24 protein-coding genes and 2 tRNA genes are annotated in these 19620 nt (G+C 50.2%); 10 read left to right on the plus strand and 16 right to left on the minus strand.

The genetic code is table 11. The annotated features are described in order from the left end of the window. A partial coding sequence (locus HYU99_00100) for a hypothetical protein (protein MBI2338762.1) occupies positions 1 to 173 on the minus strand: 173 nt, incomplete at its 3' end. 172 nt (positions 174 to 345) lie between these two features. Further along, the gene (locus HYU99_00105; GenBank protein MBI2338763.1) at positions 346 to 516 is read right to left on the minus strand and encodes a hypothetical protein; all 171 of its coding nucleotides are present in this window, start codon (positions 514 to 516) and stop codon (positions 346 to 348) included. Positions 517 to 616: 100 nt separating this feature from the next. On the opposite strand from HYU99_00105, the gene HYU99_00110 reads away from it, so the two are divergent. From HYU99_00110 to HYU99_00120, 3 genes are all read left to right on the plus strand, one after another. Then, entirely contained in the window at positions 617 to 850 is a 234-nt protein-coding gene (locus HYU99_00110) for a hypothetical protein (protein ID MBI2338764.1), read from the plus strand. A 186-nt stretch (positions 851 to 1036) separates the two neighbouring features. Continuing rightward, positions 1037 to 1528 carry a hypothetical protein gene (locus tag HYU99_00115; GenBank protein ID MBI2338765.1) on the plus strand — a complete coding sequence of 164 codons (492 nt, stop codon included), beginning with the start codon at positions 1037 to 1039 and terminating at the stop codon, positions 1526 to 1528. Between the two features lie 361 nt (positions 1529 to 1889). Continuing rightward, on the plus strand, positions 1890 to 2420 hold the full coding sequence (locus tag HYU99_00120) for an ORF6N domain-containing protein (GenBank protein MBI2338766.1): 531 nt from the start codon (positions 1890 to 1892) through the stop codon (positions 2418 to 2420). A gap of 355 nt (positions 2421 to 2775) precedes the next feature. Here HYU99_00120 and HYU99_00125 read toward each other — a convergent pair whose 3' ends face one another. From HYU99_00125 to HYU99_00185, 13 genes are all read right to left on the minus strand, one after another. Continuing rightward, positions 2776 to 2988, minus strand: coding sequence for a DUF2283 domain-containing protein (locus tag HYU99_00125; GenBank protein ID MBI2338767.1), 213 nt, complete (start codon positions 2986 to 2988; stop codon positions 2776 to 2778). Beyond that, the gene (locus HYU99_00130; GenBank protein ID MBI2338768.1) at positions 2970 to 3284 is read right to left on the minus strand and encodes a hypothetical protein; all 315 of its coding nucleotides are present in this window, start codon (positions 3282 to 3284) and stop codon (positions 2970 to 2972) included. The genes HYU99_00125 and HYU99_00130 overlap by 19 nt, the downstream gene beginning before the upstream one ends. A gap of 9 nt (positions 3285 to 3293) precedes the next feature. Next, on the minus strand, positions 3294 to 3671 hold the full coding sequence (locus tag HYU99_00135) for a hypothetical protein (GenBank protein MBI2338769.1): 378 nt from the start codon (positions 3669 to 3671) through the stop codon (positions 3294 to 3296). A 7-nt stretch (positions 3672 to 3678) separates the two neighbouring features. Beyond that, on the minus strand, positions 3679 to 4446 hold the full coding sequence (locus tag HYU99_00140) for an HNH endonuclease (protein MBI2338770.1): 768 nt from the start codon (positions 4444 to 4446) through the stop codon (positions 3679 to 3681). Further along, the gene (gene dcm, locus HYU99_00145) at positions 4439 to 4873 is read right to left on the minus strand and encodes a DNA (cytosine-5-)-methyltransferase (GenBank protein ID MBI2338771.1); all 435 of its coding nucleotides are present in this window, start codon (positions 4871 to 4873) and stop codon (positions 4439 to 4441) included. The genes HYU99_00140 and dcm overlap by 8 nt, the downstream gene beginning before the upstream one ends. A gap of 222 nt (positions 4874 to 5095) precedes the next feature. Beyond that, entirely contained in the window at positions 5096 to 5878 is a 783-nt protein-coding gene (locus HYU99_00150; GenBank protein ID MBI2338772.1) for a hypothetical protein, read from the minus strand. A 344-nt stretch (positions 5879 to 6222) separates the two neighbouring features. After that, positions 6223 to 6588 carry a hypothetical protein gene (locus HYU99_00155; GenBank protein ID MBI2338773.1) on the minus strand — a complete coding sequence of 122 codons (366 nt, stop codon included), beginning with the start codon at positions 6586 to 6588 and terminating at the stop codon, positions 6223 to 6225. Beyond that, on the minus strand, positions 6589 to 7119 hold the full coding sequence (locus HYU99_00160) for a hypothetical protein (GenBank protein MBI2338774.1): 531 nt from the start codon (positions 7117 to 7119) through the stop codon (positions 6589 to 6591). It abuts the gene before it with no gap. Positions 7120 to 7262: 143 nt separating this feature from the next. Next, positions 7263 to 7793, minus strand: coding sequence for a thermonuclease family protein (locus HYU99_00165; GenBank protein MBI2338775.1), 531 nt, complete (start codon positions 7791 to 7793; stop codon positions 7263 to 7265). Beyond that, on the minus strand, positions 7777 to 8520 hold the full coding sequence (locus HYU99_00170) for a PD-(D/E)XK nuclease family protein (GenBank protein MBI2338776.1): 744 nt from the start codon (positions 8518 to 8520) through the stop codon (positions 7777 to 7779). The genes HYU99_00165 and HYU99_00170 overlap by 17 nt, the downstream gene beginning before the upstream one ends. A gap of 274 nt (positions 8521 to 8794) precedes the next feature. Then, a tRNA-Leu gene (locus tag HYU99_00175) sits at positions 8795 to 8882 on the minus strand. A gap of 121 nt (positions 8883 to 9003) precedes the next feature. Beyond that, positions 9004 to 9075 (minus strand) — tRNA-Cys (locus HYU99_00180). 149 nt (positions 9076 to 9224) lie between these two features. Continuing rightward, complete coding sequence (locus HYU99_00185; GenBank protein MBI2338777.1) at positions 9225 to 10283, minus strand: MBL fold metallo-hydrolase; 1059 nt, start codon at positions 10281 to 10283, stop codon at positions 9225 to 9227. A gap of 527 nt (positions 10284 to 10810) precedes the next feature. On the opposite strand from HYU99_00185, the gene HYU99_00190 reads away from it, so the two are divergent. The 5 genes from HYU99_00190 (at position 10811) to HYU99_00210 (ending at position 16806) form a co-directional block, all read left to right on the plus strand. Continuing rightward, positions 10811 to 11455, plus strand: coding sequence for a hypothetical protein (locus tag HYU99_00190; GenBank protein ID MBI2338778.1), 645 nt, complete (start codon positions 10811 to 10813; stop codon positions 11453 to 11455). Continuing rightward, positions 11452 to 12699 (plus strand): lamin tail domain-containing protein, encoded by a 1248-nt coding sequence (locus HYU99_00195; GenBank protein ID MBI2338779.1) that lies wholly within the window; start codon positions 11452 to 11454, stop codon positions 12697 to 12699. Before HYU99_00190 ends, HYU99_00195 begins: the two co-directional genes overlap by 4 nt. Before the next feature lie 83 nt (positions 12700 to 12782). After that, on the plus strand, positions 12783 to 13916 hold the full coding sequence (locus HYU99_00200; protein ID MBI2338780.1) for an alanine--glyoxylate aminotransferase family protein: 1134 nt from the start codon (positions 12783 to 12785) through the stop codon (positions 13914 to 13916). Next, positions 13913 to 15505: a phosphoglycerate dehydrogenase gene (locus tag HYU99_00205; protein MBI2338781.1), complete on the plus strand. Its 1593-nt coding sequence runs from the start codon at positions 13913 to 13915 to the stop codon at positions 15503 to 15505. Before HYU99_00200 ends, HYU99_00205 begins: the two co-directional genes overlap by 4 nt. A gap of 5 nt (positions 15506 to 15510) precedes the next feature. Beyond that, on the plus strand, positions 15511 to 16806 hold the full coding sequence (locus HYU99_00210; protein MBI2338782.1) for an adenylosuccinate synthase: 1296 nt from the start codon (positions 15511 to 15513) through the stop codon (positions 16804 to 16806). Here HYU99_00210 and HYU99_00215 read toward each other — a convergent pair. Next, the gene (locus tag HYU99_00215; GenBank protein ID MBI2338783.1) at positions 16803 to 17558 is read right to left on the minus strand and encodes an MBL fold metallo-hydrolase; all 756 of its coding nucleotides are present in this window, start codon (positions 17556 to 17558) and stop codon (positions 16803 to 16805) included. The two genes, HYU99_00210 and HYU99_00215, sit on opposite strands and share 4 nt — an antisense overlap. A 134-nt stretch (positions 17559 to 17692) precedes the next feature. Here HYU99_00215 and alr point away from each other — a divergent pair, with 134 nt between their 5' ends. Then, positions 17693 to 18820, plus strand: a complete 1128-nt coding sequence (gene alr / locus HYU99_00220) for an alanine racemase (protein ID MBI2338784.1) — start codon at positions 17693 to 17695, stop codon at positions 18818 to 18820. Continuing rightward, positions 18821 to 19603 (plus strand): ABC transporter permease, encoded by a 783-nt coding sequence (locus HYU99_00225; protein MBI2338785.1) that lies wholly within the window; start codon positions 18821 to 18823, stop codon positions 19601 to 19603. Positions 19604 to 19620: the final 17 nt, after the last annotated feature.

A 19620-nucleotide genomic window follows, 5' to 3' on the forward strand; every position in this document is an offset into this window, starting at 1 on the left:
GCCCCCACCAGGGCGATGTAAACCGCCATCATCCCGGTCGGCATGTCGAATTTTTCCCGCGCCGCGAAGTCGTAGATCATCAGCCCCAAATAAATCAGGGTGTAGAGAGTCAGAAGGGGGGATAAGACCGACATCTCGTTGAATTTTTTCTTCAAATCGATCATGGGTTCCACAAAAATTTCGGTCCGTTTTTCGAAAACCATCCGGTGCGGGGCATACGACAGAATTTATCGCCGTTTGGTGGAAAAAACCATTGAATTTTCCCGCGCACTCGCGCGCCAAACGGGGCCTGCCGCTTCGTCACCCCCACCATCGGTTTCAGGCCGACGAAGGGAGGAGCGGCCTTCAACCTCTGTTGGGGGGCCCACTCGCGTCACCCGCCAGAAGTTCATTCAAATGCGGATAGGCCCGCCTAAACTCTCCTTCTTCAAACTCATCATAAAGTTTCAGCAGGTCCTCAAACAATTTCCTCATGTCGTCAAACGAGAAAACAAACTTGACCGGTGAATCGTCCATGAATCGACTCCCTCTTAAAGCGTTGAAAAATTATACCTCCTATCGGAGGTTTATGTAAAGGGCGATTCGTCTATCATCAAACCTCCAAAAGGAGGTTTTCTTGCAAAAGGCCCAGTTGCTCAAAGAACTTGCCCGGCAGTTGGTCAAAGTCAGAACCCAGCGCGGGCTCAACCAAGACTTTGTCGAGAATTTCGGCGTCAGCCTCAAGTACTACCAAAAGCTCGAATCCCCCAAGGTCCTCAAAAATCCCTCCCTGTGGGTCCTCCATTGCCTTGCCAAGGCCTTTAAAACGAATATCATTATCACCCCCCGCGGCGTTCAAATCAAAGAATAGACCGAAAATCGTCTCAAAATTGGACGGTACCGTCCGAAAATAGGTCGATCAGCCAACACAACCGGGAGCAATGAATCACTCGCCATCATTCTAACCCCTTGTTTTCCCTACACCCTAAACTCTACACCCTAACCCTGCCGGAAATGGCACGAGAATTGCTTACTCAACAGGGAAGGAGGATTTTTTATGTCCAACGAAATTTCTCAGCAGTCTTATCCTGTTTATCCCGATCCCCGGATGGACCCGTGGGATTATCAAGCCGCACTCTCCGGCTTCAAAAACGGGGAAGAATTCAAGAAGGAATATTTTAACCAAGCCAAAAAAGCGGTCGTTTCGGGGGTTGCCGCCGGGACGGGGGTTTTTGCCGCCGGGTTTGGCCTCTCTGCGGGGGTAGTGAGTGGATTGGATATCTTCCCTGCGGCGGGAGGGTTTTTGATTCGCGCCGGCGTCGGTCTGTGCCGCGCCGCAAAAATTGTTGGCCTTGCCGCCTGGAATACGGCACAATCGGCCTGGTATTCGCTGGCAGGCGCGGCCTCAACACCGCAGGGGCAGGAGGTGATAAAAAGTGTTGCCGAATGCGTTGACGGTGCTACACCCGGATCGCCAGCACCCAGTACACCCTTTGCTGGTCTTTGTAATGCAACAAGCGAGTTCATCCAAAAAATCGAAAAAGAATAAATAGCCTATGAGAAAAGTAGTCAATGGGTTGGTAAGCACGAGTATTGGTTTATTGACAATGGGTGTTGGGATTTTCACTTTGATTGATAGGACTCTTCCCGCTCGTTTGGGAGAGGCGAGCATCCCACTTACAAGAAAAACTTCAATCTTTGTGGGTGTCGTTGTGGTTCTCTGTGGTCTCTGGTTTCTCTATTTTGGCATCAAAAATTTTCTCAAATCCCGCCGACCGTAGTTTTTTATTTTTTTAAGCAACTCCCACGGTTCGCCAGCCGAAAACCTTATCAGTCGTGTTGGGGGTAAATTTTTTAGCCCCGATCCTAAAGGACCACTTTGTGGAAGGGGTAATTTCATGGGAGGGAATATGTCAGCTCAGGTCGCTCTTGTTGCGGAAGGTCAAATTGAACAAATCATCCTTTTAATCCGAGGCCAGAAGGTCATGATCGATGCCGATCTGGCCCATGTTTATGGCGTCACTACCAAAAGGCTGAGGGAGCAGGTCCGGCGTAACAAGGTGCGGTTTCCAGCGGATTTCATGTTTCTCCTCACCAAAGAGGAGCATATGGAGGTCGCCGCAAATTGCGGCCACCTCGCCAGCCTCAAATTCTCACGGTCACTTTCCTACGCTTTTACCGAGTACGGTGCCATTATGCTGGCTAGCATTCTCAATAGTGAAGTAGCCGTCAGGGCCAGCGTCCAAGTTGTCCGGGCCTTTGTCCGTTTACGCCAGATCATCAACGCCAATAAAGACCTGGCCCAGAAGCTTGAAAAGATGGAGAAAAAATACGATCACCAATTCAAACTGGTTTTCCAAGTCATTAACCAGCTCATGGTACCGCCATCCCCGCATGGCGTGAAGTCGGAATTCACCAAGGTTAAAGGCTTTGGGCGATAATCCCCCATCCCCCCGACACGGGCAAAACGATTCTCCTTTGAGCATTGGATTAAAAATCATCCATCTGTCAGGGGTTATCTTCCTGATCCGAAAAAGGAAATTCCTTGATTAGTGAACGAGGGGGAGGGATAAATCATTTTTGTCGTATGGGGTGGACAGAGGAGGCTAGGTTGAGCATGCAAAAGTACAACTGGTCCGCTGTCAGAACCTGACCCCAGGGTTTTTTTTTAGACTGCACCAGCCTCTTTCCAGCGTTGCATGGCCGGATCGAGATGGAATTTGAAGAAGTTCTCGAAAGTGATCACATTGGGGGCCTGCTTGTAGTTCGTCAAAAGGATGGTCGAGGACAATTACGTTACAAGGATTGTGCCAATGTTACTTCAAGCGGTGTTTTCTTTACAGTACTGACCTGCTGAACTGAAAAACCTAAGATGTGTCCTTTTTCATCCACTTTTTCCATGACTAGATCATTATCGGTTGCCCGAAAATACCCCACCTTATTTTCAAACATAACTTCTAAATAATCTCCTTCTTGGTCATACCAAACTTTTATGTCTTTGCGCTCCATAGAATTTCTCCCTTCTTAATCTTATCAGTCAAATAAGCCGTCAAAATAAAAGCATCCACCTCTTTGGCCTTAACGACAACACACAGAAACTTTCCCCCAACTTGTGTCTTTGCATAATATCGGTAGTATAAATGAGTATCTTCACTGCTTTTAGATTGTATAACACATTCCGGTTTTAATAAAGCCTCAACAATAGCTTTTTCCATGGGCGCCATTTCCGGGTGTTCAAGGATATGGGCAAGCCGCTCATCGGTCAGGCGTATTGCTGTCCCTTGGTAATCTTTGAGGTATCGCATTTTCCCTCCTTAGCCCGCCAAGTAATGCTCATAACAACGCTCCCAGGGAACAAAGACTTGCCATCCTTCCTTCTGCGCCCTTGTTATTTCATCAATGAAATCGCCGATGGTGCGATGAAAGGGATCATTCACCTTCTCGTCTGTTGCTTCGGTTTTAGAAAATTCGTGGAAGCAGTGATCATCAGGATTGAGCGGTTCAGTGTTGTAAATAAAGAGTTCAGGAAGCCGAACCTGATCGGCAATAAAAAGATCATCGGGTATCATTTCTTTGATTTGATTGGAAACCGGGGCCGGGGTCAGTCCTTTAGGGTTCGAAAAAACAATACAACCCCACCTCTTAAAATTACTGGCGTCTCGATACAAATAGTGGAAGCAAATATTTTCCATAGCTACCTCAATTTATAAAAATATGATCGTTGTGATGCTTAAGAAAAGTTGCGTCAGGCACAAAACGATTCGGCAGATTCATTTTTTGTCCCTTATAATCCAGAAAGAAATCTCGTGTCGCCTTGTCTGATTTATCATGCAACAATACTTTTGACAAACGGATCTCAAACTCGGCAGTAATTGTCATCAAGCCCCTATCAAAAGCCCTGTCATGAAGCACATTGAGGCAAAGTCCATTACGGGGATTGACACGATTCTTTTCGTCAACCGACCAAGGCACGATATGACTTGCGTTAAGCAGATCGACAACGGGAAGACCCGTAATGCAACATTTAAAATCATACGCCGATAAAACAGCCTTTCGAAAAAATTGCTGATTCACGCGTGCTCGGACAATGGTTTCTCGTTCTTTACCTTCACGAGGTAAATCGTCCGTTTTAATATCAGTGACTTGTTCAATGGGTTTATGAAAAGCACCAGCCAAAAACCGCTCACTTTCAAAAGCTAATTTTTCCCAATTGTCATTAAACTCCTCCCAAATTTCTTCCTCGCCTTTGGAACCATGAGAAGCTCCTTTGATATTCCTCTTCTTTAACGAGGGATCGAGTCTTGCAAAGTTCGCCAACTTCCATGAAACCGCCGAAGGGGTCCTGTCTATGGCTTTGGCAAGTTCAATAATTTGAGGATTACGGTTATGAATACTTCCAAAAGAAATTTTACAATAAAGGTTAAAGGCAAGTATCAGTTCCTCTCTGGTCCATTTGCTGTTACGCATTTGAGATTGTCCAGAGAGTTCTGTCCTTCTCATGGCTGACAAGATTTTTGACATTTTCCAGCAGGAAGGCATCCGGCCGTTTGTCTTTCAGGATCCTTTTGATTTCGAAAAAGAGGGTGCCCTGTGTCGGGTCGTCAAACCCGTGAGGTCTGCCAAGAGAATTTTTCTTTGATACTCCCGAAATGGAAAAGGGCTGACATGGAAAACCAGCCACCAGAATGTTGTGATCCGGTATTTTGGCACTTGCCATTTCCCTGATGTCACCTGCCGGCATTTCACCAAAGTTGGTTTGATAGGTAAGTTGGGCAAACTTGTTCCACTCAGATGAGAAAACGCAGGTCCCACCAGCCGCTTCAAACGCGATTCTCATGCCACCGATGCCGGCAAACAGGTCAATAAACTTGAAAGTGTGTAATTGAGGGGCCATAGAGACAGGAAGGAGCCTTACTTGGAATATAACTAGCAGATTATTTGTTTGTTTTGAATCATTATTTTAATTCCTTTTTGATTCCAGTTTGTAAATGGGGCGGGTCGTGACAGTGGACCAGATTGAGCATGCAAGGACACAACTAGTCCGCTGTTAGAACCTGACCCCAAGGTTTTCACCGTTGATGTAACTGTGTATCTCGTGATTCATATTTATTCGCGCCTACTCGTTTTGTCGTGACTTTATTATTTTCTCTTCAACTTCCTTAGACCCCAGCGGAGAAATATGAACCCGAAACTTTACTCGGTCGTGCTCAATAAGACGCGCCTTATGAAGAGGCTCCAAGACCCGAGTCCGGAACATACTCACGCTACTGTACTCGACCCAACTCGCCAGCTCTTTAACTGGTACCCATGCTGGCTCCTTATGCAGGAACAAGAGTACCTGATCGCTATTTGACATTGCAGGATCGAGCACCCGTTTCATGTCACCAACTTCCCAGATTAGTGGGAGTTTACGCTCGATGAGTGCATCAACAGCTTCCTGTGCTTCCTTCGTTGATACACGATGAAATATACGTACCAGTTCGGCGAGGACCCAACTTGCCATTCCGTACACTGCGGTAGCATCGAGAAAGTTTGGGTCTACGTCCCCTCCGACATGTCCGACACCTCGGTTATTTCTTATCTCATAAAGAGCCGGGAGAACCCGTGGAATAAGCACGCGAAGACTTCTGTCGCCAACGCGGCTGGGGTTTGCTGGCAAACCCTCGAGAGCACGGCAGGCTTTCACCATGTCTTTTAGCTTTGATGGCTTTGCAGCAAATTTTTCAGCGATGCTCCCCTCGATAACCGTATAAACTACCTCGCAGAATTTGCCGCCATTGAGTTCGGATGGCTCCCATCTATGTTCAGCGAAATTCGCCCCGATTTCCTGGTAACTTTTCAAGAGCGGATCCCGTAATCCCGATGGTAAACCAGCTAGTATCTTTGTCGCATCAATCATTGGCTTTGCTGTTCAGTTCCTTGATAAGAGTAGCCACACATCGCCTCAATTGAATTTGTATCTATCTCGTCAGGGTCATGCCTCGCACCCATATTGCTCGCGATGTCATAGATTACCCGACAAGCGCGGGGAATCAATAAGTGCAAAGAATCGTCGTATGAACCATCCGCGCGTTGCAACGGCCTTTAGAATCGCCTCTACGAACTTCCCCGTTTTTGCGATGCCTTCCCAGTCTTGCTCCTGATATTTCAACAATGCATCTTGGTAGTGTTTTAAAAGAGAAGCTACATGTTTATTCGAAAAAACATGCTCCAAAATATCTTTAGTATTTGCGGTCTACGGCTTTACCAATTTACCCATTGAAGCATTTCCCCTTTTTGTTTAGGTAGTCTTCTCAGTTTTTTTTCATGGCAAAAAAACTTGAGAGATAAGGTTAAATCTGCCGGTTTTAAATGATGGCTCCGGCTTTTTAATTCTTCCAACATGTTCTTCATAAATTTTGGTTGTTTGAAAAAACCCTCCTCGACAAGCTCGCGTAACCAGCCTCGTGGGCCTGTTGCTTTTGCTTTGTTTGATCGAGATTTTTCTTTTAGATTTGTTGGGACTCCTTTTTTAAGTCCATGCAAAGAAAGGATATTTTTTATCTCCTCAATACTACCCTCTATATAAGCTTTTGTTCCATCTGGAAGATTAAGGGTTACCTTTGCCATTTATTTTTCCTCCTTATTTAGATTTTTTAAATAGGTTTCACCATCAGGAGTAATGCACCAGTTTTCGGTGTCCGGTTCCCTGATTACCAAGCCATCTTTTACTTTTCTGCGAATACCAAAAACGGTACTATACTTTGTTGTCCTGAATAATTTTTTGCTTAGAATATAAGCAATTTCATGGAGATTCAATCCGTCGATCTTATGGGTTTTCCCGTAAGCTAAAATCCAGAGGTAACCGTCTATTTTTGATTTACATTCCTTAAAGTTGGGAAGCCCTTTAAGGGTGCCTCCCACATTCATTTTTTTAATATCGTCACGAATCATGGATTCCGAATAATAAAGATTAGTCGACGATTTTTTCCCTTTAACACGTCTTGTCTTCACTTTTACCTTTGTCGGTGACATTTTACTGCTCAGTGTGGCAAATGTATGATCCAGTAATTTTTCAAAAGCCACTTTTCGAAGGGTGGCATCTTTAATAGATGAAACTTGAGATTCTAATTCTAGTAATTTCTGTTTAACGTCTTCCATGGGATCCTCCCTCTAGGATTTGGATGGATTTACTATAAAAAAATGAAAACTGAGTCAAGAGGTATTATTTATTTTACTTTTTTAAGAGGTAAAAGAAATAATATTATATTTAAAAGTTAATTTTAAATTAAATCCACATAGTTTCACTGCCTATGCCTGTATTGGCAAGGTAGCTCCACTTCGGTCTGCGACCAGATATTTTTTCCGAGTTTTCTGGCTTGTTTTTCCGCCTCCACGTAAATCGCGGGGTCATAATTGTATTTGTTCCCGTCTGCGGGATAATCCCGGCAAGACGGCCTGTAATAGGTCGCCAAACCTTCCTGAATCATCAAAAGCGCCACATCCTCTTTCCCAACAAAGACCGCCCCCAGGACTCTCCCATACCGGTCCTGCCCTTTGCCTATGGGATTAATGGTCACGTTTCCGGCCATGAGAATTTGTTTTAAACGGTAGGTGGCTATTTTGGAATAGGGCTGTCCCTTTTCGGTGGCGTCCATGGCGGCAATCCGCACGCGAAACGACACATTCCCGTCCGTGGCAATAAACGTATCCCCATCCGAGACGGAAACCACCTTGTAGGTGAAAACCGGCTTGCCGATCTCGGCCCAAAGCGGAAAATACCAGAACAAAAGCAGGCCAAAAACAAAACCAAGCGCCCTAATTTTCGTGATCATGTATCAATTTCCGATAGGTACAAAACTCGCATTCATCCCGACACGCCGGCATCGTGTTGGATGCCAAGCATGCCCACGCGTCCTTCACCGCCTTTTCAACCCACGACGAATCCGCCGTGTACGGAATCAACTGCATGTAAAAGGCCAGGTTGCCGTCAAAGGTCGGAAGATCCTTCCGGCCGTTGGCATACACAAAATACCCGGTATCCTGCACCTCAAACCCCATGCCGCGTAGGATCCATTGATAAATTTCCATCTGCCGCTTGTAGCTTTCCTTCCATTCGTCATCGAGGGTAATTTCTCCCTCCTTGCTGGTGGCCTTGTAATCGACGACGATCAGTTTCTTATCGGGCGTGACCCATACGTCGTCAATGGCACCGGAGATGATAAAGTTGGTGGATTTGTGATGATACTCAAGCCCCTTGAAATTCTCGCGCCAGATATTGAGGTCGGGGTGGCTAAACGGAATGGCCTTTACCCCATGTTCCTTCATCAGCGGGTGCGGTTCTTTTTTGGCCCGGTAGATATCGAACTCTTTTTTCAGGAGAGCGTCCACGGCAGTGTTAAGGGTAAAACCGGGCATTGAGGGCCGATCAATGCCCAAGCGACGGTCGAGGTAAAAACAACGGGGGCATTTGACGAAATTTTCCAGCTTGGAGCGGCTGAGTTTGAAGGGCTCCTTCGATTGCGGATCGTACAGATTTCGTTTTCTCTGCTTTAACGGCACGCCATAACTGTACCACAATTCTTGAGCCGGTTGGAACGAACAATGCGGGGCGCCTGGGCCATTTATTTTATCGGGGTCAAAGGTACGCCCAGGCTTGTCCTGAACGAAGTTGAAGGGCCACGAGTGACCTCAAGCAAAGCTGTCGGGGGCCTGCCCGGGGCCGGAATCCCCTCCGGGTACTGCGGCTAGGCCGTCCCAGGATAGGGCTTCGCCATCGAACCGCGCCTGTGCCGGTTCGCTTCCGGGAAGTTGGGACAAATCTGCAAGGTGAGTGTGCCCGGGGCCGGAATCGAACCGGCACGTCCCATTGCTGGAACTCAGGATTTTAAGTCCTGTGTGTCTACCAATTCCACCACCCGGGCATTAACGGCAGGGACTAGGGCTTAGGGCGTAGGGTTTAGGGTAAAACGAAAATGGTGAATGAAGGAAAAATGTTAAAGACCCTATGCCCTAAACCCTATACCCTAAACCCTGCACTTGATGAGGCGCGGGTCGGAATTGAACCGACGTATAAAGGTTTTGCAGACCTTTGCCTTACCACTTGGCTACCGCGCCATTATATCGGGGGCTTTGCCTCAGGCGCCCCCGTACCCCCCTCGCTCGCCGCGGAGCAAGTCCGTCGGCTCGCTTTCTCATAGCCGAAGCGAATATAGGAACCTATCTTTGGAGTGTCAAACGAAAAGGGCCGGCGATTTTCAATCCGTTCAATTGGAATTAGAGCGTTTTGACTCATAGGGATCTCCGTTCACTGTATAACCTCCATTAGCCTCAACATAGATGAATATGGAATCGTCAATAATATGCGCCTCGGGCAAAAGACCTCCGGCGCCTGCTTCCGTCTGGTAGATCTCCGTGCCGATCGCAGACAGCCGGGAGAGGACTTCGGAATGGGGGTGGCCGTAGGTGTTGTTATCCCCCACGGAGATAATCGAGATGGTCGGCCGAAGTGTCTCAAGGAAATATTCTGAACTGCTCGTCTTGCTTCCGTGATGATTGACATGAAGCAGGTCCACTTCGCCGACAAGCGGGGCGACAAGGCCTTCGGCATCGACGGTGGTTTCGGCTCCGGATTGTCCCCCGCCGGGCAAGTCACCTGCCGTAAAATACTGAAAATCTCCGTAGGTAATTAAAAGCCCCATGCTCGCGCCGTTGTCATCGTCCTCGACGGGGAGCGATCTGCCGTCGGCCGTCACCCCGTTATTAATGAGGCAGTCAATGACAACGCCGTCGCCGATATCAATTTCATCCCCCGGCAAGAGGGTTTGCCGGGATGAGGCGACGGCGGTTGCGTAGTGATCAAAGACGACCGACGCATCCGACGGCGTGCCGCTGTTGTCATAGGTGATGGACGGAAGAATGTCGTCTTTTGTTTCCAATTCTCCGTCATTTCCTGCAACTACCTCATAAATGCCGCCGATATGGTCGGCATCGTAGTGGGAGACGAAGAGATAATCCAAATGGGTGACGCCAAGATGGGAAAAGAGGGGGAGGATATCTTCAATCCCGTCCTCAATTCCACCCCCATCTATTAATATAGTTTGTCCAGAAGGGGTGATGAGAAGCGTGGCATCCCCTTGGCCGACGTCGATGGCGATGATGGTCAAAATACCGCTGATGGTTTCCGGTTCGTCAATTGAAGGAGAGGAGTCATAGGATTGATCTGATTTAAGATTTAAAGATCCGCCGCAATGAATCAAACACAGCAATAGGGCCGAAATAAAAAACCCGCCGGCCGACGCCCGCGGGTTTTTCAGATAGCTCATTAAGAGCCACCCCTGACTAAGGTAATTCCAAGTATAGAGCATCCTCATAAAAAGTCAATTATATGATTAAAAGGAGCCCTCTGATTTAAGCCCACTCCCTTTGCAGGCGTCCCGGCTAGGAATCGAACCTAGGACCGTACCTTAGTCAGAGGTAGGCTCTATCCACTGCCCGCCACACTGCGTGGCGGGTCCGCCAAGTTTTTTGGCGGAAGCTACCGGGGCACCAAGTCGATCTCCAAGCAAATTTCATGCCACTTTTTTTCTCCTTCATCTGCGAATTAAACGCATTTGAAGCTCCTCTCCAAAAACCAACCGTCCGATTTTCGGACGGTACCGTCCGAATTTCGGTCGGTTTTGTTCGTGGATCGTGGATCGTGAATCGTGGGTCGTATGTATAACTCTCTGTTTTCCCTAAACCCTACACCCCAAACCCTACACCCTGCCGTAAATGGCACGCAATTTGCTTTCCGAAATCGGCGCCGATGCGATTTGTGCATCGGACAGTGCACGGCAAAGGGGGCCAGGCGATGCGAACCTTCTTAATGGTTTGGGGATTCATTCTCTCATTCACGATAGCGCCGGCCCCCTTTGCCTATTCCCTCCAAAAGGCCGAAACCGAAATGGCCCGCATCCGCAAGAGTGAGCCGGCCTTTTCGGAAATTGCGCAAGAGGCCTTCAGGAGGGAAAAACTCGATCTGGGGCAGATTCAGGAATGGAAAAAGAAGATGAAGGCGGCGCCCTGGCTCCCCACCCTTTATGCCGGTTACGACCGGGCGTTGAGAAAAACCTCCGGCATCAGCATCAGCGACAATGTCTCGGTCTCGACAAGCGGCGTTGCTGTCGGCCCCGACGAAACCGATCAGGACGAAACGCTTTTTAACGGGGACACGCTCCGTTTTCGCGCCGTCTGGCAGTTGGACGAGGTGGTCTTTCATCGATCCACACTCGCCGCCAGCCAGGAGGCGCGGGATATTTCCAAAAGCCGTCTGGCTCTAAGCGACTATCTCTTCAAAATCTACTCGGAACGGCGCGAGGCTCAAGCCAAGTATTATCTCTTCAAGGGGAGTGGAGGCGCCAAATCGCTTCTGTTACGCGAAAAAATCGAGGCGTTAACGGACCAGCTCGATCTGTTCACGGAGGGGCGATTTTCCGACCGGTGGAGGAGGGAATGAAATCCGCCGGCCTTGCAATTTTTTGCCTGTTTGTCCTCATGGCGTCGTGCGGCAGAGATCTTTCGCTCCATGCGGATGACAGTGGGTGGGACAGTTCAGATGAGCCTGGAGACAGTTCGGACGATGGCGGCGACGGTTCAACCGGGACGTCGGACGAATCGGTTTCATCAACATTTTCCCCTGAATCTCTGGTTATCAACGAAATCTACTATGACGATGACGAGTCCGACACTGATGGAAATGTTTTTGTCGAACTGTATGGAACGCCGGGGGGCGATCTGTCGGGGTATCTGCTTCGTCTCGTCAACGGGGCGGATGGCCAAATAACGGATGAGATTGTGTTCCCCGCGGAGACGGCGGTTCCAGAGGATGGTTTTTTTGTCGTGGCCGACTCGAAGACCGGCAGTACGTCCGAGACCAATGTTGACAATGCCGATCTGATTGACAATTTCGATCCGCAGAACGGACCCGACAGTATTCAACTCGTTGACCCTTCGGGAGACATTATGGATGTCGTCGGTTATGGCGAAGATCTGCCCCTATCCGATTTCGACGGCAACCCTCTTTATGAGGGGAGCCCGGCGACAACGGCCGGCGCGGGACAAAGTCTGGGCCGTATCGAGGGCGCCGATACCGGAAACAACGCCGTCGATTTTGTTGTCAATGAAACTCCGTCGCCGGGGAGCGGGGAGGTCAGTCAAACTCTTGCCACACCATCGGAAGAGTCAACGGACGAAGAATCAACAGCCGATATTTCAGAAGTCATTGAATCGGGCGATGTCCATTTTACCGAGGTGGTCACCGATCCCCGGCAGGACTGGAACGACTCATCCGGCGGCGACGGTTTTTTGTTCAATTCCATGCCCGGCACTGGGACCGTCGGTTCGACGGATGAATGGATCGAAATCCAAAACGGCCGCGAGGAATCGGTCGATCTGACCGGCTGGCGGCTGGAGATGAACGATGGAACTGATGCGACTGAATTATTTTCATCGCCATCGGCCTCTCTCAACTTTTTCGCCGGGGGTGATGTCGATAATTTTCAGCCGGACGAATTTCTGGTGATCGGCAACCCCGCCGGCGACATGAAAAACACCATTACCCTGGAACTTTTCAACGATTCCGACGAAGAGATCGACTCCTTGACGATTGACGATGCCAACGCCACCGGAATTTCGGATGAATCCTACCAATTGATGGATGACGGAAACTGGGGAATGGGCGAGGCGACGATCGGGTTTTGAGCGGCTTGACTTCTCCCTTCCATGTGTTAGAAATTCCGCGTTTTCTCTTTCTCATAACCACTCTTTAACACAAGGTAATCGTTATGAAATACCGCCTCTATGCCCCCGGTCCCACTCCCGTTCCCGAAGAGGTCTTGACCGAAATGGCCAAGCCAATCTTGCACCATCGCACCCCGGCGTTCGAAAAGGTGATTGCGGAGGTTCGCGAGGGGTTGAAATGGCTTTTTCAGACCAAGGAGGAAGTCATCATCTTTGCCGCCAGCGGTTCCGGCGCGATGGAGGCCTCCATCGTCAACACCTTTTCTATGGGAGACCGGGCGCTGGTGGTGGACGGCGGAAAATTCGGCGAGCGGTGGTGGAAGATCTGCAAAGCCTACGGCATCGCACACGATGTCATTAAAGTGGAGTGGGGTCATGCGGTGAATGCCGCGGAGATTGAAAAAAAATTGAAAGAAAAAGAATACCGCGCGGTGTTTATTCAGGCTTCAGAAACATCAACCGGTGTTATGCATCCCATCCAAGAAATCGCCCAGATCGTTAAAAAATTCGACAAAACCCTTCTGGTGGTTGATGGAATCACCGCCGTCGGTGTTTTTTCTCTGCCGATGGACGAATGGGGAATCGACGTTCTGGTTTCCGGATCCCAGAAGGCGCTCCAGCTTCCGCCGGGGCTTGCCTTTGCGGCGGTGAGTCAAAAGGCATGGGCCTTTGTCGAAAAAAGCAATCTGCCGAAATTTTATTTCAGTTTCAAAACCGAAAAGAAAAATCTCGAGGCCAATACAACCGCCTGGACCCCGGCGGTTTCACTCATTCAGGGTCTGCGCGTTGTTCTGAAAAACATGCAAGCCGAAGGGTTGGAGAAAATATTTGCCCGTCACGACAAAATGGCGCGGATGGTTCGCGAAGCGGCAAAGGCGATAGGATTGAAATTATTTGCGCCGGAGGCACCGTCGAATGCCATTACCGCCATTTATGGCCCCGATGGGATGGATTCCGGCAAGGTTGTCAAATTTCTCCGCGATGATTTGAACATGACGATCGCGGGCGGTCAGGATGCGGCGAAGGGAAAAATTTTCCGCATCGGGCATCTCGGCTATTACGACGAAATGGACATGATCACCGTCTGGTCCGGCATCGAAATGGCGTTGACCAAAATGGCGTACAAATTTGAAAAAGGGAAGGGCGTTGCCAAAGCCATGGAGGTATTTGCATCATGAAAGTCCTTGTTTCCGATTCACTCTCCGATGCCGGTCTGGCGATTCTCAAGGAAGCCAAAGGGATTGAAGTCGATTATCAACCGACCGTTCACAAAGACTTGGACAAGCTCAAGGCCGCCATCAAAACGGCCGATGCCATTGTGATCCGCAGTGGAACCAAACTGACAGCGGATATCATCAATGCCGCCGAAAAACTTAAAGTCATCGGCCGCGCCGGAATCGGCGTGGACAATGTGGATGTGCCGGCGGCCAGCAAAAAAGGGATTATCGTCGAAAACACCCCCGGCGGAAACACGGTTACCACGGCGGAGCATGCCATTTCGATGATGTGCGCGCTGACCCGCCAGATTCCATTGGCCACCGCCTCGGTGAAAAGCGGCAAGTGGGAAAAAAGCAGGTTCATGGGGAGCGAGCTTTATCAAAAAACGTTGGGGATAATCGGTTGCGGCAACATCGGAAAAATCGTGGCCGATCGGGCGCTGGGGTTGAGAATGAAGGTGATTGCCTTCGACCCGTTCCTCACCGACGAAATGGCTGAAAAAACAGGGGTCAAGAAGGTGGAGCTGGAACAACTTCTCAAGACATCCGACTATATTACCATTCATGTTCCCAAAACAGAAAAAACCGCCAACATGATCAACAGCAAAGCCTTTGCCAAGATGAAGCGGGGGGTTTACCTCATCAACTGTGCGCGCGGCGGAATCGTCAACGAAAAGGATCTTGTCGATGCCATCAACGAAAAGATCATCGCCGGCGCGGCGCTGGATGTTTTCGAGAAGGAACCGGTTGATCCGAACAATCCTTTATTAAAGCTGGAACAGGTCATCTGCACGCCGCATCTCGGGGCGGCCACCGAAGAGGCGCAGGAGAATGTGGCGCTCGATGTTGCTCATCAGATTGTCGCCTACCTCGTCAATGGCACTATCGAGAATGCGGTCAATGTCCCTTCGGTTTCGGGAGAAATCATGAAACTCCTCCAGCCCTATCTCCAGCTTGCTGAAAAGATCGGAAAACTTCAGGGGCAAATGGCGGTCGTGGCGCCAAACGAGGTGGTGATTGAGTTTGCCGGTGAAATCACCAAACTCCCCACCCCCCCCATCACCGTTTCCGTTTTGAGGGGGCTTTTGGAGCCAATTCTGGAGGATGAGTCGGTCAATGCGGTGAATGCGCCGTATATCGCCAAAGAGCGGGGGATCAAACTCACCGAGTCGAAGATATCCGATCACGAGAATTTTGCCTCTCTTATCACCGTTACTCTCAAATTCAAGGACAAACAGACGGTGGTTGCCGGCACGATCTTCGGCAAAAACCATCCCCGGATTGTCCGGGTGGACAATTATTATCTCGAGGCGGTGCCGGAGGGAAAAATCCTGGTGATTCTCAATCAGGACAAACCGGGGGTTGTGGGGAATGTCGGCACTTGCCTCGCCAAAAACAAAATCAACATCTCGCGGATGCAACTGGGGCTCGACAGCAAAACGGGGAAGGCCACCGCCTTTTATAATGTTGAAGGGGATGTCAGCGATAAGGTTCTGGCGGAGCTCAAAAAATTGCCGGATATCATATCGGTACAGCAGGTAGTCCTCTAGAAATCATGCCAAACGTCGTCATCGTCGGCGCCCAGTGGGGCGATGAGGGAAAGGGGAAGATTGTCGATATCTTCACCGAACACGCCGATGCGGTGGTCCGGTTCCAGGGGGGGAACAACGCCGGCCACACGCTGGTTGTCAAAGGCGAGACGACGATTCTCCATCTGGTTCCTTCCGGCATTCTCCATTCCAAGGTGAAATGTGTCATCGGAAACGGTGTGGTTGTCGATCCCGAAGTCCTTCTCGAAGAAATCGAATCAATCAAGAAAAGGGGCTTTTTCAAGGACGACGCCCAGTTGAGCGTGAGCGATGAAGCCCATCTGATCATGCCGTACCATAAAAAGCTTGATCAGCTCCGTGAGGAGCGCGCGGGCGCCGGCAAGATCGGTACAACCGGCCGCGGGATCGGTCCGTGCTACGAAGACAAAATGGCCCGAAAGGGAATCCGCTTCTGCGATCTCGATTGGCCTGCGGCGTTTCATGAAAAGCTTAACACGGTCTTGTCCCGCCGGAACGAACGGTTTGTGAAAATGTTTGCAACAGAGCCGTTTGATATTGAAAAAATAGTCGATTCCTACCTCGATATGTACGGCCGCCTGAAAAAGTATGTGACCAATACGTCGCTTCTGGTCAATGGGCTCATCAAGAAGGGAAAGAGCATCCTGTTTGAGGGGGCTCAGGGAACGAGCCTCGATGTCGATCACGGGACCTATCCGTTTGTCACCTCGTCCAACACGGTTGCCGGCGGTGCGTGCAGTGGAGCCGGAGTTGGGCCGACGGCCATCAATGCCGTTGTTGGTATTTCGAAGGCCTATACGACGCGCGTCGGATCGGGGCCGTTTCCGACCGAACTCGAAGATAAAGTGGGGGAGCGGCTTCGCGAAAAGGGGGGGGAGTTTGGATCGACAACCGGCCGTCCCCGCCGGTGCGGCTGGCTCGACCTCGTTGTCTTGAAGCATGCGGTTCGCGTCAACGGCCTGACAGGCCTTGTCCTCACCAAACTCGATGTCCTCTCCGGGTTTGAAACGATCAAATATGCCGTCGCCTACAAATATGGCGACAAAACCATCAGCGATCTTCCGGCGAATCTCGAAATTTTGAACGGTTGTGAACCGGTCTATAAAGAGGCCAAAGGATGGCCGGAGACATTGAGCCGCGTAAAAAAAACAAAAGACCTTCCCAAAAATGTCCGTGATTATATCAGGCGGATTGAGGATTTTCTTGAAATTCCGGTCATCATGCTCTCCCTCGGGCCGCAGAGGGGGGAGGATATAATTATCAAAAATCCATTTGTCGATTAAAAATCAAACGATTCGCCGGTTTGTAGAATGGCAACCGATTCCGCAACCGGTTTTCCCGCAATCGACTTTTTCAGCCATTCAACCGGCTCATTCACCTTTTCCATGGCGAGGCGAAAACTCCCCCAGTGGATCGGAATCATCTTTTTGGCCTTTAGATCTTCAAACGCGCGCAGGGCCTCCTCGGGGTTGAGATGCTGTTTTTTCATGAACCGGGCGGGACGAAAAGATCCGATGGGAAGACAGGCGATGTCGATGGCGAATTTGTCGCCGATTTCTTTAAAATGCGGACCGTAGGCGGTGTCACCGGCCAGATAGACGGTATGTTGTGAACCCTCCAGGACAAATCCGAGGCATTTGGTGTAACGAAGGCCCGAGAGGCGGAAGCCGTAATGTTTGGCAGGAACGGCGGTTATTTTAATTGAAGTTGCGTCACCCGTTTCCCATTCCTTGAGTTCGGCAATCGGGTTGTGAATATAACGTTTTACCAGACCGCCGATTCCCTTCGGCACGATGATCTTTTTGTCCTGCGAAAAATATTTGTACGAAAAAATGTCGAGATGGTCATAGTGGGCATGAGTGACGAGCAGGGCGGAAACATCCGGCAGATTGTCGAGATCGATGCCCAAAAGGGCGCGTCTTTTAAAGAGACCCAGAATCCGGCTCGAAAAGTTGGCATCAACCAGAAAATGCCGGCCATCAAGCGTCACCCATAAGCACGAATGACCCACAAATTGGACGCGGTCGGGGATCATAAGGTGTATTAACTGTTGTAAGATACGAGGAATTTCCGTATAAAAGCAAGTATTCTGTGTAATTCTGCGAGGCCTTGGTGTCTGAATGGCATGCGACACGTGGTGTTACGTCGCAGAATAAAACATACAAAGTAATGCCGATCCAATATCGTCCCACAACCGCCGAAATCGACCTCAACGCCCTCCGTCATAATGCGCGGGAAATCCGGAAGCGAGTCCCCAAAGAACGATCCATTATGGCCATCGTCAAGGCCAACGCCTATGGCCATGGGGCCCTTTTTTGCACCCGTGCACTCGAAGGATGCGGTATACACGACTTCGGCGTGGCGACGGTGGAAGAGGGGATCGAGCTTCGAGGCGGCGGCAGTCGCGCCAATATTTTTGTTTTGGGGGGGTTGCTGACCTCCTCCCCGGACGAATTTCTCCGGCATCGCCTGCGTCCCGTTCTCCATCAGCTGGATGAAGTGCGCCGGTTTGCCGTCTATCTGAAGGAAACCAACCGGGAATGTCAGGCCCATATCAAGCTTGATACCGGCATGGGTCGGCTCGGTATTTTTCCATCCGAAATTGAAATGCTTGTTTCTATTTTGAAAGCCAATCCCCTCCTGAAGGTGGAGGGTGTTCTCACGCATCTCGCCCGGGCGGACGAAACGGAGCCGGAGCCTTCCGAGAGACAGTTCACCATTTTTTGCGAACTCAAAAGAATTTTAAGTGAAAAAGGGGTTAACGCCCCGATCTTTCACATCGCCAATTCAGCCGCGATTATCGACGAAAGATTAAACGGCTTCGAAATGGTCCGGCCGGGAATCATCCTCTATGGGGCCTATCCGCACGAACGACACAGGACTAAAATCAATCTTAAGCCGGTCCTAATGCTCAAATCACGGGTGATCAGCCTGAAACGCTTCGGTCCCGGTTCTCCCATCAGCTACGGCGGCACTTTTGTCACGAAACGGGAGAGCCTCATTGCTACTTTGCCCATTGGATACGCCGATGGCTACCCGCGCCTGGTTTCAAATAAGGCTTCCGTTCTCGTCCGCGGCAAGAGGGCTCCCGTTGTCGGCCGGGTCTGCATGGATTTGACGATGGTCGATGTCACCGATGTCCCCGGCGCCACCCTCGGAGACGAAGCGGTGCTCATCGGTTTGCAGGGGGCCGAGCAGATCCGGGCCTGCGATTTGGCCCAATGGGCCGATACGATTTCTTACGAGATTTTTTGCGGCATCTCGTCGCGCGTGCCGAGGGTGTATTTGGGGATGTAAATGCCTTTTTTTATCAGACTCAATTCCATTGCCATCCATACTATCGAGGAACTGGGCGCCCTCTCCAAATTCGGCGCCACTTTTTTCCGCTGGATCGGCCAAAAACCTTTTCGCTGGAAAAATCTGATCGACCAGATGAACGTCATCGGCGTCGATTCGACCCCTATTATCCTGCTCGTCAGCCTTTTTACCGGCGCCGTTTTCGCCCTTCAAACCGGCTACGCCTTTCGCCTCTTTAATGCCGAGACGCTGGTTGGCTCCACCGTCGGCCTTTCGCTCACCCGCGAGATTGCGCCGGTCTTTGCGGCGCTGATGGTGACCGCCCGGGTCGGGTCGGCGATGGCGGCGGAACTGGGAACCATGCGGGTGACCGAGCAGATCGATGCCCTCGAGTCGATGGCGGTCAATCCGTTTCACTATCTGGTCATTCCGCGGATTGTCGGCGCGACCGTCATGGTCCCGCTCCTTACCGGGCTTTTTAATTTTGTCGGCTTCATGGGGGCTTACATGGTGGGAGTCGGGCTTTTGGGGATCCCCGAGGGGCCTTTTGTCTCGCGGGCGGAATACTATGTGGACAACGAGGACCTCTTCGGCGGCCTCTTTAAGGCGGCGGTGTTTGGTTTTCTTCTGGCGTTGATCAGTTGTTATCAGGGCTACAAGGCCAAAGGAGGGGCGGCAGGGGTCGGCCGGGCCACAACAAGGGCGGTTGTTGTTTCATCGGTGACAATCCTGGTTGTCGATTATTTCCTGACCCAATGGATTTTGGAGCTGATTGAAAAATGAGGCAGGAAACATGAAGC

Source organism: Deltaproteobacteria bacterium (genome assembly GCA_016183175.1).
In the GTDB taxonomy this organism is placed as follows: domain Bacteria; phylum UBA10199; class UBA10199; order UBA10199; family SBBF01; genus JACPFC01.